Origin of the sequence: Xenorhabdus ehlersii, from assembly GCF_003610465.1 — a bacterium.
GTDB lineage: Bacteria > Pseudomonadota > Gammaproteobacteria > Enterobacterales > Enterobacteriaceae > Xenorhabdus > Xenorhabdus ehlersii.
Genome location: NZ_RAQI01000003.1, coordinates 41866 through 61600 on the forward strand (window position 1 = coordinate 41866; position 19735 = coordinate 61600).

The 19735-nt window shown below is 42.9% G+C and carries 13 protein-coding genes and 6 tRNA genes; 3 read left to right on the forward strand and 16 right to left on the reverse strand.

Annotated elements, in window-relative coordinates; genetic code table 11:
- Nucleotides 1-15: 15 nt before the first annotated feature.
- A complete protein-coding gene (miaB, locus tag BDE27_RS10530) occupies nt 16-1446 on the reverse strand; it encodes a tRNA (N6-isopentenyl adenosine(37)-C2)-methylthiotransferase MiaB (RefSeq protein ID WP_099131108.1) in 1431 nt (476 codons plus the stop codon).
- Between the two features lie 203 nt (nt 1447-1649).
- Here miaB and ubiF point away from each other — a divergent pair, with 203 nt between their 5' ends.
- Nucleotides 1650-2837, forward strand: a complete 1188-nt coding sequence (gene ubiF, locus BDE27_RS10535) for a 3-demethoxyubiquinol 3-hydroxylase (RefSeq protein ID WP_099131215.1) — start codon at nt 1650-1652, stop codon at nt 2835-2837.
- Nucleotides 2838-3159: 322 nt separating this feature from the next.
- Here the strand turns inward: ubiF and BDE27_RS10545 are convergent.
- The 11 genes from BDE27_RS10545 to BDE27_RS10595 form a co-directional block, all read right to left on the reverse strand.
- A tRNA-Gln gene (locus BDE27_RS10545) sits at nt 3160-3234 on the reverse strand.
- A 14-nt stretch (nt 3235-3248) separates the two neighbouring features.
- Nucleotides 3249-3325, reverse strand: a tRNA-Met gene (locus BDE27_RS10550).
- Between the two features lie 41 nt (nt 3326-3366).
- Nucleotides 3367-3441 (reverse strand) — tRNA-Gln (locus tag BDE27_RS10555).
- A gap of 83 nt (nt 3442-3524) precedes the next feature.
- Nucleotides 3525-3599, reverse strand: a tRNA-Gln gene (locus BDE27_RS10560).
- A gap of 69 nt (nt 3600-3668) precedes the next feature.
- Nucleotides 3669-3753: transfer RNA gene (locus BDE27_RS10565), tRNA-Leu, on the reverse strand.
- Between the two features lie 5 nt (nt 3754-3758).
- A tRNA-Met gene (locus BDE27_RS10570) sits at nt 3759-3835 on the reverse strand.
- Nucleotides 3836-3990: 155 nt separating this feature from the next.
- The gene (gene nagC, locus BDE27_RS10575; protein ID WP_099131109.1) at nt 3991-5214 is read right to left on the reverse strand and encodes a DNA-binding transcriptional regulator NagC; all 1224 of its coding nucleotides are present in this window, start codon (nt 5212-5214) and stop codon (nt 3991-3993) included.
- Nucleotides 5215-5226: 12 nt separating this feature from the next.
- Complete coding sequence (gene nagA, locus BDE27_RS10580; RefSeq protein ID WP_099131110.1) at nt 5227-6384, reverse strand: N-acetylglucosamine-6-phosphate deacetylase; 1158 nt, start codon at nt 6382-6384, stop codon at nt 5227-5229.
- Nucleotides 6385-6408: 24 nt separating this feature from the next.
- Nucleotides 6409-7215 carry a glucosamine-6-phosphate deaminase gene (gene nagB / locus BDE27_RS10585; protein ID WP_099131111.1) on the reverse strand — a complete coding sequence of 269 codons (807 nt, stop codon included), beginning with the start codon at nt 7213-7215 and terminating at the stop codon, nt 6409-6411.
- A 283-nt stretch (nt 7216-7498) separates the two neighbouring features.
- Nucleotides 7499-9013, reverse strand: a complete 1515-nt coding sequence (gene nagE, locus BDE27_RS10590) for an N-acetylglucosamine-specific PTS transporter subunit IIBC (RefSeq protein ID WP_099131112.1) — start codon at nt 9011-9013, stop codon at nt 7499-7501.
- A gap of 195 nt (nt 9014-9208) precedes the next feature.
- Nucleotides 9209-10495: a glycosyltransferase gene (locus BDE27_RS10595; RefSeq protein WP_167450580.1), complete on the reverse strand. Its 1287-nt coding sequence runs from the start codon at nt 10493-10495 to the stop codon at nt 9209-9211.
- A 431-nt stretch (nt 10496-10926) separates the two neighbouring features.
- Here BDE27_RS10595 and glnS point away from each other — a divergent pair, with 431 nt between their 5' ends.
- Together glnS and BDE27_RS10605 are read left to right on the forward strand one after the other, a co-directional pair.
- On the forward strand, nt 10927-12594 hold the full coding sequence (glnS, locus tag BDE27_RS10600; protein ID WP_099131114.1) for a glutamine--tRNA ligase: 1668 nt from the start codon (nt 10927-10929) through the stop codon (nt 12592-12594).
- A 207-nt stretch (nt 12595-12801) separates the two neighbouring features.
- Entirely contained in the window at nt 12802-15507 is a 2706-nt protein-coding gene (locus BDE27_RS10605) for a beta-N-acetylhexosaminidase (RefSeq protein ID WP_099131115.1), read from the forward strand.
- 172 nt (nt 15508-15679) lie between these two features.
- Here the strand turns inward: BDE27_RS10605 and fur are convergent, their stop codons facing one another.
- From fur to BDE27_RS10625, 4 genes are all read right to left on the reverse strand, one after another.
- Nucleotides 15680-16132 (reverse strand): ferric iron uptake transcriptional regulator, encoded by a 453-nt coding sequence (fur, locus tag BDE27_RS10610; RefSeq protein ID WP_099131116.1) that lies wholly within the window; start codon nt 16130-16132, stop codon nt 15680-15682.
- Between the two features lie 185 nt (nt 16133-16317).
- The gene (gene fldA, locus BDE27_RS10615; RefSeq protein WP_099131117.1) at nt 16318-16851 is read right to left on the reverse strand and encodes a flavodoxin FldA; all 534 of its coding nucleotides are present in this window, start codon (nt 16849-16851) and stop codon (nt 16318-16320) included.
- Between the two features lie 174 nt (nt 16852-17025).
- Nucleotides 17026-17316 (reverse strand): LexA regulated protein, encoded by a 291-nt coding sequence (gene ybfE, locus BDE27_RS10620; protein WP_074018441.1) that lies wholly within the window; start codon nt 17314-17316, stop codon nt 17026-17028.
- Between the two features lie 223 nt (nt 17317-17539).
- On the reverse strand, nt 17540-19735 hold the full coding sequence (locus BDE27_RS10625; RefSeq protein WP_099131118.1) for a type I secretion system permease/ATPase: 2196 nt from the start codon (nt 19733-19735) through the stop codon (nt 17540-17542).

Below are 19735 nucleotides of genomic sequence, written 5' to 3' on the forward strand. Positions count from 1 at the left end.
CTATGTTAGGGCCTATTAAGGCTGATAAAAGCTAACGCCGAGTTCATCTTCTTTGCGAGTACGGGCAATGACTGATTCAGGTGACTCATGGATACGCAGATCCATCTCATCTTCAGTACGAATGACTTTACCACGCAGGGAGTTGGCGTATACGTCAACAATTTCGACATCAACAAATTTACCAATCATGTCAGGTGTTCCCTCAAAGTTAACCACGCGGTTATTTTCGGTACGGCCAGAGAGTTCCATGATATTTTTGCGTGATGGGCCTTCAACCAGAATGCGCTGTGTGCTGCCAAGCATTGCGCGGCTGTAGCTCATGGCTTGTTGGTTAATGCGCTGTTGGAGCAGGTACAAGCGCTGTTTCTTTTCTTCTTCACTGACGTCATCTGGCAAATCGGCGGCGGGTGTTCCTGGACGCGCTGAATAGATGAAGCTGAAACTCATATCGAAGTTAACATCGGCAATCAGTTTCATGGTTTTTTCAAAATCATCCTGTGTTTCACCTGGGAAACCAATGATGAAGTCAGAACTGATCAGGATGTCAGGGCGTGCCTTACGCAAACGGCGAATAATGCCTTTATATTCTAGTGCCGTATGGGCGCGCTTCATCAGGGTAAGGATGCGATCAGAACCACTCTGGACTGGCAGATGGAGGAAACTCACTAACTCAGGGGTATCTTCGTAGACGGCAATAATGTCGTCAGTAAACTCAATTGGGTGGCTGGTGGTGAAGCGAATACGGTCGATACCATCAATAGCCGCAACCAGACGCAACAGTTCTGCAAATGTGCAGATACCGCCATCAAACGTAGCACCACGATAGGCATTAACGTTTTGACCGAGCAGATTAACTTCACGTACACCTTGCGCAGCAAGTTGTGCAATTTCGAATAAAATATCATCACAAGGACGGCTGACTTCTTCTCCGCGAGTGTAAGGTACAACGCAGAATGTGCAGTACTTATTGCAGCCTTCCATGATGGAAACGAATGCTGTTGGGCCATCGGCACGAGGCTCTGGCAGCCGGTCAAACTTTTCAATTTCAGGGAAACTGATGTCAACAACCGGGCTGCGGGTGCCTTTGACATGATTAATCATCTCAGGCAGGCGGTGCAGGGTTTGTGGCCCGAAAATAATATCGACGCTAGGTGAGCGCTGGCGAATGTAATCCCCTTCCTGGGAAGCGACACAACCACCCACACCGATAATGATTTCAGGGTTTTTATCTTTCAGGCCTTTCCAGCGGCCAAGTTGATGAAAGACTTTTTCCTGAGCCTTTTCACGGATTGAACAAGTATTTAGGAGTAAGATATCTGCTTCTTCGGCGACATCGGTTAACTGATAACCGTGAGTGGTTTCCAGCAAATCGGCCATTTTGGATGAATCGTATTCGTTCATCTGACAGCCCCAGGTTTTGATATACAGTTTTTTTATCGTCGACATTTTGTGTATCCGGTGTTTCCAGTGGAATGATGCTTCAACACTGAAAAGCGCAATATATTGCACGCAGTGTATTTAGCATAATATTGCTGGCTATTGTAGTCATTTGAGGCACCAGTGACCAGACTGTAACAGCGGATATTCACAGTCGGAAAGGGAAAATTCCGGTAGACTATTTTAATCAATAAGTTAATGACGTGATGAATATGAATAATCCACAACAAAAATTCGATATCGTTGTCGTTGGCGCAGGTATGATTGGCGCTGCAACAGCATTGGGATTGGCGCAGGAAGGTTGGCGTGTTGCATTATTGGAGCACCAGCCTCCCGCATCTTATGATGCAGATAGTGAACCTGATGTTCGTATATCTGCGATCAGCTGTGCTTCAGTGGGTTTATTGAAACAATTGGGAGCATGGGAAAATGTACTGCGAATGCGCAGTGCCCCTTATCGAAAGTTGGAAACATGGGAGCAAAATGATTCGAACGTCATTTTCGACGCTGAAAGTTTGGGGCTGCCAGAGTTAGGGCATATGGTTGAAAATCGTGTCTTGCAACTGGCATTGTGGCAGGAATTTGAACGTTATCCAAACCTGACATTGATTTGTCCCACTGTTTTGCAATCTATGCAGCGTCAGCATGAAAATAAAACGTGGCTGGTGACATTGGCAGATGGCACGGAAATTGACACACGTCTGATTATTGGTGCAGATGGTGCCCGTTCTCAAGTCCGTCAATTGGCGGGTATTGGCAGTAACGGGTGGCAATATCGCCAGTCATGTATGTTGATAACTGTCAAGACTGACCAGCCCCAACAAGATACAACATGGCAACAATTTTTTCCTTCTGGTCCCAGGGCTTTCTTGCCGTTGTTTGATCAATGGGCCTCGTTGGTTTGGTATGATTCTCCTGCCCGTATTCGTCAATTGCAGTCAATGACGATGGCACAACTTGAGCGAGAAATTTTTCAGGCATTTCCCACTCGCTTGGGTAAAGCCACCCCGATTGCTGCGGGTTCATTTCCTCTGACTCGTCATCATGCCAGCCATTACGTACAAGAAGGGTTGGTTTTGCTGGGAGATGCGGCTCATACCATTAACCCGTTGGCAGGGCAGGGAGTGAATTTAGGTTATCGGGATGTTGATGTGTTACTCAAGGTGCTGATTAATGCTAAAGAATTGTTGGAAGAGTGGGATTCTTTGGCAGTCTTGATGCGTTATCAGCGTCGCAGAATGCCGGATAATTTAGTGATGCAGGCGGGAATGGATTTTTTCCATACTACATTCAGTCATGATTTACCGGGGTTAAAAACGGTACGAAATCTGGCATTAATGGCAGCGCAACGTTCAGGAGTCATGAAAAATCTTGCGCTGAAATATGCCTTGGGACTGTGATGGATATTATCTCCTATTAGCCCCTTATGGGGCTAATTTAGTTGGTTTTATAAGAATATCAGCGGGTATTCCGAGCATACAGTGCAAATTCCGGATCATAGGTAGCGAGTAAGCGTGTTATTGTTATCCAACAGTGTTGTTGAATTGGTGAAGTAGGTAACTGAATACTTATTTATTTGGTAATCGCTGAAGTGGCTTTTATGGGAGATTTTGACGGTTGGAAAACAAAAAAACCACCTTTATTGGTGGTCTCTGCATTAAAGAATATTTTTACTGTCTATTCTTTTTCAATTTGTTACATGTTGTAACTCATTAAAAATATTGGCTGGGGTACCAGGATTCGAACCTGGGAATGCCGGAATCAGAATCCGGTGCCTTACCGCTTGGCGATACCCCAACTTAATTTTTAAATGGTGGCTACGACGGGAATCGAACCTGTGACCCCAGCATTATGAGTGCTGTGCTCTAACCAGCTGAGCTACGTAGCCATTTACGTTAAACGTAATGTTTGTGATAAATCCCAGTGATATGGCTGGGGTACCTGGATTCGAACCAGGGTATGCCAGGATCAAAACCTGGTGCCTTACCGCTTGGCGATACCCCACCTGAGACTTATCAATGCAGCCTTTGTTATCCCCAGAATGTGCAATTAACCTTATATCGTTTTAACTCATTGTTCCAGTTAAATGGCTGGGGTACCTGGATTCGAACCAGGGTATGCCAGGATCAAAACCTGGTGCCTTACCGCTTGGCGATACCCCACCTGAAACAACACATTAAAACTTAAAATTGTTACTAAAACACATCGTAAGTACAACCCGATGAAGAAAATGGTGCGGGAGGCGAGACTTGAACTCGCACACCTTGCGGCGCCAGAACCTAAATCTGGTGCGTCTACCAATTTCGCCACTCCCGCAAAGATGGTGGCTACGACGGGAATCGAACCTGTGACCCCAGCATTATGAGTGCTGTGCTCTAACCAGCTGAGCTACGTAGCCATCTTTTTTCGCTTTGCCTTCATCGGCGGTGCGGGGCGCATTATGCGTATATCAGACAGATGCGTCAACTGCTTTTTTAAAGAAATATGCGCAAAATCGTTTGTTTGTTTGTCTTGTAAGCGTTTTGTCGACAAAGTCAGCTAAAACGGTGGAAATTATCCTCCAAGAAGATGTTGTAACAGTACGCCATTAAGCATTGCTCGTTTCGTTAATGCGAATGCCCCAATTGCTGAACAGTGATTTAGCTCAGAAACCACCACAGGGAGGTCTTCGCGGAATGCTTTTAATACTTGGGTATTGATGCTGCTTTTGATAGTCGGCAGCAATACCTGTTCTGCTTCAGTGATTTCTCCGGCAATCACCACCTTCTGAGGGTTAAATAGATTAATCGCGATTGAGATAGCCTTGCCAAGATAGAGTCCTACTTGTTTGATGACTTCTGTTGCAAGCAGATCGCCCGCGTTGGCTGCAAGGCAAATTGCATGGATATTGCAATTATCCAAGGCAAGCTGACTTGGAAACCCTTGGCGTAATTGTTGCTGTACCTTAGCTTCTATTGCTGAATTGGAAGCGATGGTCTCCAGACAACCAAAATTACCACAATGGCAACGTTCACCCAGAGGATCGATTTGGATATGGCCAATTTCACCCAGGTTACCGCGTTTGTTGAGCAAAATATTATTGTTAACAATGACACCAGCCCCTGTGCCGCGATGGATGCGTACCAGAATGGAATCTTCACAATCGTGTGTTGCCCCGAAATAATTTTCTGCTAATGCAAGGCTGCGAATATCATGACCAATAAAGCAGAAGGTATTGAAATGCTCTTTGAGGATCTTAACCAGAGGCCAGTTATCTACCTTAATGTGTGGCATATAGCGGATAATACCTTGCTCAGGATCAACCAGTCCGGGAAGAATAACTGAAATTGCGATCAATTCACGGAACCGACGTTGGTTTTTGTCGATGAAACTTTCAATGGCGTAAATAATCCGTCTCTCGACTTCCTGCTGACTATTTTCCCGCACAGGGTAATGTGCTTCCACTAACATCTTGCCGCTCATATCGAACAGCGCCACGGTTGCATCATGGCGCCCAAGCCGGACTCCGATCGTATGAAAATGGCGCGTTTCGGTAATAATGGAGATTGCGCGTCTTCCGCCGGTGGAAGCCTGATGTTCGACTTCTTTTATCAGGCCACGCTCCAACAACTGACGAGTAATTTTAGTTACGCTGGCAGGAGCCAGTTGGCTCTCTTCTGCAATTTGGATGCGTGATATTGGCCCATGCTGATCAATCAGCCGATAGACTACAGCACTATTTAGCTGTTTGACGAGATCAATATTACCAATTTGCTTCTGTGCGTTCTCATTACTCATCAGTCTTTATACTCACGGTAGTTTGATTTCATTTCCGTTAACAATGGTTTTGCAGATTTTGAAATCGTGAGTAAATGCGGTCAGGTTCGCTACTTTGCCGGATTCAATCGTACCGAGGTGTTTATCAATACCGATTGCCCTGGCTGGGTAAAGTGTCACCATTCGCAACGTTTCATCCAAAGCAATACCAACATGCTCCACACTATTTTTAACACAATCAATCATTGTGATTGATGAGCCGCTCAGTGTTCCATTTTCATCAACACATAAGCCATTTCGATAATATATTGTTTTATTGGCAAAGGTAAATTGTTCTATGGCATCGGGAGCAAGCCCTGCAGGAAGGATGGCATCCGTTACCAGGATAAGCTTTTCGTTTTTTAATCTCTTGGAATTGCGGACATTTGGCCATGATACATGCATTCCATCACAGATAATGCCGGCATAGACTTCTGGGGAATCATAAATGGCACTCACCAACCCAGGCTGACGGCCAGAAATCGCAGGCATGGCATTATATAAATGGGTAGAGAAAGTAATGCCATGTCGGAAGCCATGACGAGCTTCTTCATAAGTCGCATTAGAATGGCCAGCAGAAACAGTCATGCCAGCTTCGGCTAATTGCTGAATATATTTGCTTTCTACCATTTCAGGAGCGAGAGTGATCTTGGTAATAACATCAGCATTCTGGCATAGGTAATTAACCATTTCAGGGGTCGGCTTGCGGATATAAGCTGTATTATGAGTTCCTTTTTTTATTGGATTGATATAAGGCCCTTCCAGATGCAGCCCTAATGCCTGATTAGGATTTTTTTGCAGATAAGCGCGCATTACTTCAATGGCTTTTATCATTAATTCATCAGGACTGGTGATGAGGGTAGGCAAGAAACTGGTACAACCGTAGAGCTGGTTGGTTTTCTGCATGGTATGCAGAGTCTCTTCTGAAATATCTTCCAACTGTTCATTAAACTGGACTCCCCCACAACCATTCAGTTGTAGGTCAATAAATCCTGGTGCGAGATTTGCGCCATGTAAATCGTGTTTTTCAATCTCTTCTGGCAGCTCGTTTACCGGACAGACTTGTTTAATCAAACCATCTGCAATAATGACTGCATGGTTATCGAGCCTGTCATATCCAGTATAAATAATGCCATTGGTTAATGCGTACATTGATATCTTAACTCCTGAATCAGTTTAGCTGGCGAATTCATTAACGATATCGGCCTCTAACTGGTGAAAATACTTCACTGTCTTTACTTTCAGTTCCATAGTGGCGGGTTCATCACAAGCAATAAGTGATTTTGGATGCATCTGGAGACAACTGATTGTCCACATATGGTTGATATTCCCTTCTACTGCGGCTTGCAGGGCTTGCGCTTTATTCATACCGGTTGCCAAAATCATAATTTCTTCAGCATCCATTAAAGTACCCACACCAACAGTTAATGCATATTTGGGGACTTGTTCCACATCATTATTAAAAAAACGGGAATTGGCAGTCCGCGTTTCAATGGTCAGTGTTTTAATTCGTGTGCGTGAAGAAAGAGAAGATGCCGGTTCATTAAAGGCAATATGCCCATCATTACCAACACCCCCCATAAATAAATGTATCTTGCCATAGGCTTTAATTTTATTTTCGTAACGTTGGCACTCAATATCAATATCTTTCGCATTTCCATTTAACAAATTGATGTTCTCTTTTGGAATATCAATGTGATTAAAGAAATTGTGGTACATGAATGAGTGGTAGCTTTGAGGATGATCTTCCGGCAGGCCAACGTATTCATCCATATTAAATGTCACAACATGCTTGAAGCTCACTTTTCCAGCTTGATACAGGGAAATAAGTTCCTTGTAGGTTGTCAGCGGTGTGCTGCCTGTGGGAAGCCCAAGCACGAAAGGGCGTTCTGCCGTGGGATTGAACTCTTTAATCCTACTTACAATATAGTGAGCAGACCATCGGCCAACATCACTTGCCGTAGTTAGGGGGATTAGCCTCATGATTACCTCTTAAAAAACATTCAATAAGTTAATGAAGATAAGTTGTGCACGATATTCGTGATATTTGAGATATTTTAAATCTTAAAATAAGATCGGCAATATGGCTAGTTTTTGTCACTAACAGGTCATATTGTGACTTTTTATTAGCATTTTTAAAAGATGTTTTTTTGTATTATTAAATAAGTTTTTTGGTGTATTTTTCTTTTAAAACAGACATATGGACTGTGCTCGCTATGATAAAAAGGAACATTATCACGTTCCTTTTTATCCCTATAAGTATAAATTATTCAGTTTTATTAGAGTGAATTAATTTCAACTGAACTTTTACCTGTTCAGCGATGCTTTCGGCTTGTGGCCCGAGGACAACCTGAATACTTTGCTTACCTATTTTTAAGACTCCCTTAGCCCCTAATTTCTTCAATTGAGCCTCATCTAACTGGGTGTTGTCTTCTACAGTTAAACGCAGTCGAGTGATACAGGCATCAACAGTACGAATATTGTCAGGCCCGCCGAGCGCACTGATATAGTGTGAGATAGCCTCTTTATCTTGGGATGCCGAAGTTGCTTTATCAGAGTTTTCCTGTTCTCTGCCTATCGTATTCAGATTGAAAATGCGGATCATTAAGGTAAAGACAACGAAATAGATAACAAAGAACAGGATGATAAGTGGGATTAATATCCATGGTTTTGTTGCTAACCCCCAATTTAAGCCAAAATCAATAAGGCCAGCAGAGAAGCCAAAACCGTGCAAGACACCTAAAGAGTTTGCAATTACCATGCTAACGCCCGCAAGAATTGCATGTAACACATATAATATGGGAGCTAAAAACAAGAATGAAAACTCTATTGGTTCAGTGATCCCCGTCAGGAATGATGTTAAGGCGACAGAAAATAACATCCCACCAATTTGAGGACGACGTGATTTTGGTGCAGCCAAATACATGGCTAAAGCAGCACCAGGTAATCCGCCCATAAATATTGGATAGGCCCAGGCCATATAAACCCCGGCATTGGGATCACCAGCAAAGAAGCGATTGAGATCACCACGAGTAAGGTCACTCGCTACTTGAGTAATATTTGAACCTTCTATTCCTGGTATCGCTGCTCCAATAGTGAGCGAGTGTGCTACATCAGGCGCCAAACAGATGTTATGCATTGCTCCAGCCAGATCGTAAGTAATTTTTATACAGTCACCTAAGCTGAACCAGAAAACGGAATGCAGGATATAGTGTAGGCCAAACGGAATTAAGGCACGGTTAAGAACGCCATAGGCAAACCATCCCGCCATACCACTTTTTGAAACTAAAAGGCTAAAATGATCAATGCCATGTTGTACATATGGCCAGATATGCCCGCAAATCCATGCAAGGAAAAGGCAAATAATTCCGGTTATAATGGGGACTAAACGTTTACCAGCGAAAAATGCTAAAAACTCGGGTAATTGGGTTTCAGAAAAACGGTTATAACAGTGGCCAGCAACAATTCCTGAAATAATACCGGCAAAAAACGACATATTGATTTTAGGATCAATAACAGTGGTTGCTTTTGTCAGAATAAAAAAGCCAACGACGCCAGCGAGCGCTGCCGCTCCACTATTATCTTTCGCCAGACCAACAGAGATTCCTAGTGCAAATAGTAAAGGCAAATTTTCGAAAATTCCGCCACCTGCACTGGCAATAAAAGCGATATTAAATACATCCGGTTGACCAAGCCGCAGTAGTAACGCAGCGACAGGAAGTGAAGCGATGGGGAGCATGAGTGCTTTTCCCAATCGCTGTAAGTAACTGAATATGCTCATGATGCTCACCTGTTGTAGTAAATATTATTGGAGACGTTTCACTATTAACAATACTTATTTTTAAATGAAAAATAAGAAAAAGCTATAGATAAGTAAGTAATTGTGATCGTTGTAACGATCTTGATGAAAATTAAAATGAGCACTTGGTGTGCTCATTTACTTGAGACTGTTAATCTTTATGATTATAAATAATGTTTAGATAACGTATGATAATGGATGATTGCAACTTATTGAAATTTCTTCATAAAATCTATTAACACTTTCTTCAAAAATATCTTTTGATAGTAAAGTATTGATATTTTTTTGTTGTATATCGAATGCGAATAATTTTTTATTATATATGGAAATTATTTTTTTCGTCAGTGAGATGATGTCGTATTCAAACTTATCTTCTGAAGAGAAATAAGTTGATGCTTCCACACAGCTTAAGTTAGGAACTATCGTATAGATCCCATTTAATGCTGCCTCTAAAGGAGTAATACCCAGTGTTTCGTAGCGTGATGTGCATACAAAAATAGCCTTTTTCTTTACTGCATTAAAAACACTAAATAGTTCTTTATGTGGTAGTTTATGTGAAATTAAAAAATATTTTCTATATTCTATGGGGATCATGGAGTAGAGCATATCTCTTCTGAAAGTATATTTTTCTTCATCACCTAAAATTAATGTTCTTGTTGGAATGCCTTTTTTTAATAAGCTAACGGATGAGTTAATTAATAATTCTATATTTTTAAAATAATCTAGCCTGGCAACAGCAGTGAATAATAAAAATTCGTTCTTATCCATTTTTAGGAAATGACTTATGTCAGGATTTAATGATTTTAATTCGTAATTTTCGTGGAGAAACATGGGGGGGTTAATTTGTTTTATTTTTTCTCGGTGAACTCTTTTGCTTATTAAGTAATCCCCTTGTAGTTTTGAATGTTGTATAACATAATATCCTTTATCAATTAAGGTATTAATACCTATGGATTGTTGTTTATAGAGATGAAGAGCTTTATCTTTATTTTCAAATGATTGACAAGCTTCCTCTTGTGAATAGTGTCTCTGAAAATCTTCAACAAAAGGTCCATGATGTGTTACACCACATGGAAAGTTTGATGGATGATAACAGAGAAGCGTATCGGTTTGATAATAAGCAAAAATATTGGATTCTTGCTGATTGTTTATAGAAAGAAAGAGTAAACCTTTAGTTAAGGTTTGCTTGATATCCTCTGAATTCATCGAAAAATTGAAGAAAATTTTTATATATTTTATTCCATCTATCTTTGATTGTTCAATTTTGGGCGCTAATAGAGATTCGTCTCTTTTATAGAGAATAAATCCAGCAAAAATTTGTTGCTTAATAAAATAGTCAACCATTTTTAATGTAAATGATGTGGCACCTACCTTAAATCCATCTGTATAGTGATTTGATATATATTTTTCATTAATGACTATCGCTATAATCATCTTTTTATTGCTTGATGATAGATCGTTCATTTTCATTCTCTATTGATATATAGATAGCTTTTAGTATTGAAGTAATGGTAATAAAAAAGGTGAAATTTCCAGTTATGTGGATATACTGGAAGGTATGATAATTAAGTAACTGTTCACTTATTTTCTGAAGATTATGTGTCTGGCGAATCAATGCCTTTAAGATATACTCATATAGCCAGAAAAATTAAATTATATTATATATAAAACGTATATCGTATTTTGCCAGTGACTTATTTTTCAGGGAATGAGTTATTGTTGATTCTTTGTTAACTGATTTCTTTAATCGGCTAAGATAAGAGCTGTTCTCCCGCTTTTCCGCACTAACTTTACCCATTCGGCCATTTCCCACGAACAAAGTATTGTTTCTCGGTTCAGCTTATTAGATTATAGAGGGTTATGTTAAAGCGCTTTTTGCATTGAGGAAAAAAACGATGAGTGAGGCAGATGCCCGCCCGACAAACTTTATTCGTCAGATTATTGACGAAGATCTGGCAACTGGTAAACATACATCCGTACATACCCGTTTCCCACCTGAACCCAACGGTTATCTGCATATCGGCCATGCCAAGTCGATCTGCCTGAATTTCGGCATCGCTCAAGACTATCAGGGACAATGCAACCTACGTTTTGACGATACAAACCCCGTCAAGGAAGATATCGAGTACGTTGAGTCGATTAAAACTGACGTTAAGTGGTTGGGATTCCAGTGGAGTGGGGATATTCGTTACTCTTCTGACTATTTTGATACCCTGTATCAATACGCCATTGAATTAATCAATAAAGGCCTGGCGTATGTCGATGAACTGAGTCCTGAAGAGATCCGTGAATATCGCGGTACTTTAAAAGAGCCAGGTAAAAACAGCCCGTATCGTGATCGCAGCGTAGAAGAAAACCGGGTTCTGTTTGAAAAAATGCGTGCCGGTGAATTTGCTGAAGGCAAGGCGTGTTTGCGTGCCAAAATTGATATGGCATCCTCGTTCATTGTCATGCGTGATCCAGTCATCTACCGCATCAAATTCGCAGAGCATCACCAGTCAGGCAATAAATGGTGCATCTATCCGATGTATGATTTCACGCACTGCATTTCCGATGCGCTGGAAGGGATCACCCATTCCATTTGTACACTGGAATTCCAGGATAACCGCCGTTTGTACGATTGGGTATTGGATAACATTACGATTGATTGCCATCCGCGTCAGTATGAATTTTCTCGTCTGAACCTGGAGTATACGGTGATGTCTAAGCGTAAGCTTAACCAGTTGGTGACAGAAAAGATCGTTGATGGTTGGGATGACCCACGTATGCTAACTATCTCTGGATTACGTCGTCGTGGTTATACTGCGGCTGCTATCCGTGAGTTCTGCCGTCGCATTGGTGTGACTAAACAGGATAACAATGTTGAAATGGCAGCATTGGAATCCTGTATTCGTGATGACCTGAACGAAAATGCACCGCGGGCTATGGCGGTTCTTGATCCGGTGAAACTGGTGATTGAGAACATGCCAGAAGGTGAAGTCATTCTGACAATGCCTAACCACCCAAACAAACCAGACATGGGTAGCAGGGAAGTGCCGTTCAGCCGCGAACTGTATATTGATCGTGCGGATTTCCGCGAAGAAGCAAACCGTCAATATAAGCGTCTGGTGCTGGGCAAAGAAGTTCGTCTGCGCAATGCTTATGTGATTAAAGCAGAGCGAGTTGAGAAAGACGCGGAGGGCAATATCACGACAATTTATTGCCAGTATGACGAGCAAACTCTGAACAAAGATCCAGCTGATGGTCGCAAGGTTAAGGGTGTCATTCATTGGGTAAGCGCTGCACACGGTGTACCAGCGGAGTTCTATCTGTATGACCGTCTGTTCAGCGTGGCAAACCCGGGGGCAGAAGATGATTTCTTGTCTACTATCAATCCAGAATCGTTGGTGATCCGTAAAGGGTTTGTAGAACCAGGGTTGGCAAATGCATTGCCAGAAACAACTTATCAGTTTGAACGTGAAGGTTATTTCTGTGCTGATAGCCGCCTGTCAAGTGCTGAACATCTGGTCTTTAACCGTACGGTTGGCCTGCGCGATACTTGGGCTAAAATCTCACAAGAGTAATAATTTCACCTAATACACAAAAAAGCGTGATTATTTTCACGCTTTTTTGTGCTTGATAACCTCGTAATGAAAATTAACTCCTTCCGCTAAGATTAAAAATTGCCTTATAGTCCCATATTGTATAGGGTTATTGCCTGACCAGATTTGTACACTATTTGCCCAAAAATTTACCCATCGAAAAAATAATAAGTTCGGACGAGGTAATTTATGAAACCCATTAAATTACGTACCTTGGCAGCATTTATCACGGCAGTTGGATTTATAGGCAGCGCTCATACAGAAATGACATCGGCAATGTTGCCGCAAAATCCAATGTCATCACAACAGATCGTGGATTTACTCAGTCAGTTGAAAGTCAATTTCAAAGTCATTGATAATCAAGCTGGTTCACATGGTACAGAGTGTGCCATTCTTGGCGCTGATTCGGCGGCCTGTAATCGGGTCAACATCATCTTGAGCAATGGTGATCAGGCAATCAATTCTTCTGATTGGGCACTCTATTTTCACAGTATTCGCCAAATACTGAAACTGGACAATGATCAATATAAAATCACCCATATTACGGGTGATTTACATAAACTGGAACCGACGAAAAAATTTACGGGTATCAAAGCCAATGAAAAAGTCGTGCTACCGATTATTGGTGAATATTGGCAGATTTACAGTACAGATTTTATGCCGCGTTGGTATGCAACTTCCGGTGATACCACGCCCAAGGTCTTGGTAAGTACCGATACTGAAAACATCAGCAAATTTTTATCTGATCTGGAAGGTGAACAGTGGAAACGGACCACAACGGATAACAATATCCTGATGACGCCTGAAAACCGCTTTGCAAAAAACCAACAGATAGCAACGATCAGTGAAGATAAACTGCGAGGGCAGATTATTCCGACACCGAGAGAACTTTCCATTTACTCCCAAGATGTGGATTTATCCCGTGGAGTGAAATTAGAGTTGGGCGGGTTGAGCGGCGAATCTATTAACGTGATTAGGGAACGTTTCAAAGCCCGTGATATTAGTTTAACGGATAACGGTTACCGAATAGCAACTCAAATCAACGCAAACCAATTTACTAAGCCTTGGCGAATAAAAGGTGCGTATTTATTGGAAATTACCACCAAAGGGACACAAATCATTGCGTTTGATCAATCTGGCGTATTCTATGGTCTACAATCGCTGTTTTCCTTACTTCCCGCCAATGGTATTCCAAAGATTGCGACACTGACGGCAAAAGATGCACCACGGTTTGAATATCGTGGCGTGTTCCTTGATGTTGGGCGAAATTTTCATAGCAAAGAAGCTGTCTTGCGTCTGCTTGATCAAATGTCCCGCTATAAACTGAACAAGTTCCATTTTCATTTGAGTGATGATGAAGGTTGGCGCTTAGAAATTCCTGGTTTACCGGAGTTGACTGAAATCGGCAGTCAACGTTGCCATGATTTGAGTGAGACTCAGTGTTTATTGCCGCAATTGGGATCAGGGCCAGAGAATAACAATATGGGAAGTGGCTATTTTAGCCGTCAGGATTATATTGATATTCTGAACTATGCCAAAGCTCGCCAGATAGAAGTGATCCCAGAAATTGATATACCCGCCCATGCTCGTGCCGCAGTGATGTCGATGGAAGCGCGTTATAAGCGGCTTCTGGCGCAGGGCAAAGAGCAGGAAGCCAATGAATATCGTCTGCTTGATCCGACAGATACCTCGAATACAACCTCCGTGCAGTTCTATGATCGCCACAGTTATCTTAACCCGTGCATGGATTCTTCAAAACGGTTTATCGATAAAGTTATTAGCGAAGTTGTTGCCATGCATAAAGAAGCCGGTCTGCCGTTGAACACATGGCATTTTGGTGGGGATGAGGCGAAAAATATTCGTTTAGGAGCGGGATATCAGGATAAAAACGAACCGATTGTGCCAGGTAAGGGCATTATCAACCAGAAAATCGAAGACAAACCATGGGCAAAATCTCAGGCTTGTCAGAAGATGATAGCGCAAGGCGTCATCAAAGATGTTGATGAACTTGCCAGTTATTTTGCCATTGAAGTCAGCAAAATCGTCGATGCCCACGGTATCAGCACCATGCAGGCATGGCAGGATGGCCTGAAACATGCCAAATCGGCAAAAGATTTCGCCACTAAACATGTTGCGGTGAACTTCTGGGATACCCAGTATTGGGGAGGTTATGATTCTGTCAATGACTGGGCGAATAAGGGCTATCGGGTTGTTGTTTCCAGCCCTGATTATGTCTACCTGGATATGCCATATGAAGTCCATCCGAAAGAACGGGGCTACTATTGGGCAACTCGCTTTAATGATGAGGCAAAAATTTTCAGCTTTGCCCCGAACAATATGCCACAAAATGCTGAAACCTCGCTGGATCGTGATGGTAATCACTTTAATACTCATAGTAATAAACGCTGGCCGGGGGCTTATGGTATGTCGGGGCAATCATGGAGTGAAACCGTGCGTACCGATGAGCAAATGGAATATATGATCTATCCACGCTTACTGCCGCTGGCAGAACGGGCATGGCACCGAGCAGAGTGGGAACAAAATTATCAGCAGGGCAGGGAGTACAAAGGTGGAATCACGCATTATGTTGATACGACTCTCCTGCAACAAGATTGGGAACGCTTTGCCAATCTGATGGGGCAGCGTGAGCTAGCTAAGCTGGATAACGCCCAAATTTCGTATCGTTTGCCAGTACCGGGTGGCAGAATTGTTTCTGGAATACTGGAAGCTAATATCGCATTACCGGGAGTGGTTATCCAATACTCATTGGATAATGGAAAAACATGGCAGGATTACAATGACAGACAACGACCCCATGTCCGCGGCAATGTGAAAATTCGCTCTGTCAGTGCTGATGGAAAACGTTTTAGCCGCATAGATGAAGTTAAATTCTAACAATTGCGTTTGAAGCATGAGGGCAATAAATTGATAAAGCAACTTGCCGATTATCTTGAGAACTCATCGGCAGGTTGCTTATCAGATGAACAACTTATTTAGACGAACAACTTATTTAGATGAACAAATAGCAAAAGCGGATTATTTCAATCACTTCATTATTGGCGCTTAGTTATCGTGCTTTCTCATCATGAAATGCACTATCTTCACGGCAATCACCATCAGCACAGTGACCATATAAATAAAGACTGTGGTTTGAGAGCTTAATCCCATAGCGTTCAGCGATGTTTTTCTGACGCTCTTCAATGAACTCATCATTAAATTCAATGACCTTACCGCAGTCGAGACAAATCAGATGGTCATGGTGATGTTGCTGAGTAAGTTCAAAAACCGATTTACCGCCTTCAAAATTGTGGCGTGTGACAATGCCGGCATCATCGAACTGGTTCAACACGCGATAGACAGTGGCGAGGCCAATCTCTTCACCGATATCAATCAGTTTTTTGTAGAGATCCTCCGCACTGACATGATGGCATTCTGGGTCCTGTAGCACTTCCAGAATTTTCAGGCGTGGAAGTGTTACTTTAAGTCCAGCATTTTTCAATGCTTTATTGTTGTCGGTCATGCGGATTCAGTCCTGTAACTTGAGTTAAGTGAACTTGTGATACTTGGGGTATCGTGAGGGAATCATGATTCTGTTTCACGTTGCTGATTATAGGCATGGATATTAAAAATGAAAACCATGCCTATTTAGATATCATGACACATTATGCAAGAATAATCCTGCCTGAAAGGGCTTTTCTCTTCTTATTAAGCGTCTAGAATCTCTGACAGGCTCATTTCAACCTTGATCTGTTGCACCCAGGCTTCAACGCGCTCATCCGTCAATTCTGGTTGACGATCTTCATCAATGGCCAGGCCAATAAAGTGGTTATCGTCGGCCATGCCCTTAGAGGCTTCGAAATGATATCCTTCGGTTGGCCAGTGACCTACAATAATGGCGCCACGAGGTTCAATAATATCACGAATGGTGCCCATAGCATCACAGAAGTACTCTGCATAATCTTCCTGATCACCACAGCCGAACAAAGCAACCAGTTTTCCTTCGAAGTTGATTTCTTCCAGTGTTGGGAAGAAATCATCCCAGTCACACTGAGCTTCACCGTAATACCAGGTTGGGATGCCAAGCAGCAGGATATCGAAGGCTTCAATATCTTCTTTGCTGCTTTTGGCAATATCGTGGACTTCAGCAACATCAGCACCGCCCAATTTTTCTTGGATCATTTTGGCGATGTTCTCTGTGTTGCCTGTATCGCTGCCGAAGAATATACCTATTATTGCCATAAAATGGGTTAACCTCTTGTTTTATTTGTGTATTAAATCTATACACATCACGCTGAAATCAGCTAGAAAAATGTCAGTTTCAGTAACATGAAAAGCGTTATTCTGACCAAACATCCATGACAAATCTGTCAGATTTGTGTGGTGACACCGCTTCATTGTGTTTAATAAAAGCCGTTAATCGGCAAGGTGATTTTTTTCTGTCAGTTGGGCTAATAACATTTGTTCAATCAATTCACTGCGGCTAATGTTGCGCTGTTTTGCCAGATGGTTTAGTGCATCGACGGCATCTTCATTAAGTTTGAGTTCCACTCGACGCAATCCTTTGACTTTATCTCGTCGCAACTGGTTGCGTTTATTGATCCTGAGCTGTTCATCCCTGGACAGCGGATTTGTTTTAGGTCGCCCAGGCCTGCGTTCATCTGCGAACAAATCCAGTGTGGTGCGATCAGTTTGTTCTTTTGCCATAAATTCAATTGATAATGGGCGTGTACCAATAATATAGCGGGCAATAATACCTTAGCTGGACGCGTGTCGCTACTAGTTTCCCTTCCCGCCTTTTGTCGGTGGGAGTACCCTTTTGAGGTAATTTTTCTGTATACAATGTCAGTGATGATATTTTTGTCGATACTCCTGACCAGAATGATATCGGGCTGCTGTTCGTGGATGAGATAAGTTTCTTTTTTAGTCATCACTTCGTTTGTTGATGCCAAAGCTGTGCATATAAGCCATTTTGTTGTACCAGAACATCATGTGAACCTGATTCAGCGATTTTCCCCAAATCTAAAACGAAAATCTTATCAGCATGGCGGATAGTATTGAGCCGATGAGCAATGCTGATCACGGTTCGGTTTCGGCATATCTCTGCCATATTACTCATGATGGCAGCTTCGGATTCATAATCCAGTGCGGAAGTGGCTTCATCAAGGATCAAGATCTTGGGATCATTCAGCAATGCCCTTGCCAATGCGATACGCTGCCGTTGTCCGCCAGAAAGGTTGCCCCCTTTTTCGCCAACAGGATGGGCAAATTTATGTGGAAATGCATTGATGAAATCAACCGCGCCCGCTAAGGTTGCCGCCCGATAGACTTCCTCATCACTGGCATGAGGCTTACACAGGCGGATATTGTCCGCAATGCTGCCGGAAAACAGAATGCTCTCCTGCAAGACCACGCTCATATTACGGCGCAGTGACACTGGGTCGGCAATCGCTAAATCCATTCCATCCACCAAAACCTGACCGTGTTGTGGCACATATAGGCGCTGCAACAATCGGGTCAAGGTACTTTTGCCGGAACCCGATGGCCCCGTAATGCCAATAAATTCTCCGGCCTTAATTTCCAGTGACAAATTTACCAGCACTTCTGGCGTATCTGCATGATAGCGGAAGCGTATATTGCGGAATTCAATCTGGCCTGCCAGTTCGGGAGCCGATGCCAGCCCTTGTTTACTGCTTTCCATCGGTTCATCAAGAATATCACCCACCCGCCGCAGGGCAATCAGGGTATGCTGAAAGTCTTGCCAAACTTGTGCCAATCTTAGGATAGGTTGGGTAACATGCCCCGCCAGCATATTAAAAGCAATTAATTCACCAGGGGACAACTCTCCATCAAGCACGCCTCGGACTCCCCACCACAAAAGCAGGGCGGCAACCACTTTTTGGATCAGCTCAATCCCTTGTCCCGCAGCCAGTCCGCTTTTTTGGGCTGTAAAGCGCTGGATTAATTGCTCGCTTAATACCTTTTGCCATTGGTACAAAAAGCGCTTTTCTGTCGCGGTAGTCTTAATGGTTTCAATTCCCGTGACGGCTTCTGTCAGGAAGCTGGTGGCATTGGCATCGGCTTCATACTCTTTTTCTACCTTGCGCCGAATAATGGGGCCGACGGCGATCCATAGCAAAAAATAGAGAACCAGTGAACTGATTACGAGCCATGTCAGCAGGGAGGAGTAATGGAACATCACACCCAGAAACAGAATAATGAAAATCAGGTCAAGTAACAGCATAAGGGTAGATCCGGTCAAAAACTGGCGGATCTGTGCCATTTCCCTGACTCTGGCGATAATTTGCCCTGTCTGCCGTTGTTTGAAATAAGGCAAGGGCAATCCTACAAGATGACGATACAGTTTGCCGGAGAGTTCAGCATTGATTTGGCTGGCCGTATGCCCAAACACGGTATTGCGCAGGAACCCATATAGAGGCTCTGCTAATGCCAGTGCCAGCATCGCCATGCCTAATATATGCAGGCTGGAAATACTCCGCCCAACCAGCACCTTGTCAATGACATTTTCAAATAGCAAGGGAGCTGCCAGGGCAAAAAGTTGCAACACGATAGCAAACAGGAAAATGTCCCGTAACTGGTTTTTCTGCCTGAAAATAGAGGGATAAAACCAGCTTAGTCCAAATTTAACCTGTTGCCTGGTCAGGGATTTATCTGCTAGCAGCAGCACCTTGTATCCGTTAGATTGGCTGCCCCTCATTTTTTCATCGTGCAAAAATGCACGCACTTCATATTTTTCGGTGGCAGGATCGAACAGCGTAAATGTGTCAGGACGGATTTCTGACAATACCCACCAGCGCTGATCCAATTCAACCAATGCAGGTAAAGGTAATGTGGTGGCGCTATCAGGTGTCAGGCGTTCAAACTTACTGTGTAGCCCAATGGCATCCGCAGCTTCACGTAGTTGTGGATCTGTTAGTGCAAGAGAGTCTAGCCCCAGGGAATGATGTAATTGTCCGACAGAAGCCACTTTATGGAACTGTTTTCCTAAATAGGCGATACAGTCCAGCGCATAATTGTTTGCATTGATATCGCTATTTGCCCCGATTGTGTGGTCGGGTTTTTTGTCTGTATCTGAGTTACAGGTGAAGGAAAAAGTATCAGCCAT

Excerpts from the sequence above, each read along its gene's own strand:
- fldA (WP_099131117.1), bottom strand. The coding sequence starts at position 16,851 with ATGGCAATAATAGGTATATTCTTCGGCAGCGATACAGGCAACACAGAG.
- ybfE (WP_074018441.1), bottom strand. The coding sequence starts at position 17,316 with ATGGCAAAAGAACAAACTGATCGCACCACACTGGATTTGTTCGCAGAT.
- BDE27_RS10625 (WP_099131118.1), bottom strand. The coding sequence starts at position 19,735 with ATGGCTGATACTTTTTCCTTCACCTGTAACTCAGATACAGACAAAAAA.
- BDE27_RS10605 (WP_099131115.1), top strand. The coding sequence starts at position 12,802 with ATGAAACCCATTAAATTACGTACCTTGGCAGCATTTATCACGGCAGTT.
- glnS (WP_099131114.1), top strand. The coding sequence starts at position 10,927 with ATGAGTGAGGCAGATGCCCGCCCGACAAACTTTATTCGTCAGATTATT.
- nagA (WP_099131110.1), bottom strand. The coding sequence starts at position 6,384 with ATGTACGCATTAACCAATGGCATTATTTATACTGGATATGACAGGCTC.
- nagC (WP_099131109.1), bottom strand. The coding sequence starts at position 5,214 with ATGAGTAATGAGAACGCACAGAAGCAAATTGGTAATATTGATCTCGTC.
- nagB (WP_099131111.1), bottom strand. The coding sequence starts at position 7,215 with ATGAGGCTAATCCCCCTAACTACGGCAAGTGATGTTGGCCGATGGTCT.
- fur (WP_099131116.1), bottom strand. The coding sequence starts at position 16,132 with ATGACCGACAACAATAAAGCATTGAAAAATGCTGGACTTAAAGTAACA.
- ubiF (WP_099131215.1), top strand. The coding sequence starts at position 1,650 with ATGAATAATCCACAACAAAAATTCGATATCGTTGTCGTTGGCGCAGGT.
- BDE27_RS10595 (WP_167450580.1), bottom strand. The coding sequence starts at position 10,495 with ATGAACGATCTATCATCAAGCAATAAAAAGATGATTATAGCGATAGTC.
- miaB (WP_099131108.1), bottom strand. The coding sequence starts at position 1,446 with ATGTCGACGATAAAAAAACTGTATATCAAAACCTGGGGCTGTCAGATG.
- nagE (WP_099131112.1), bottom strand. The coding sequence starts at position 9,013 with ATGAGCATATTCAGTTACTTACAGCGATTGGGAAAAGCACTCATGCTC.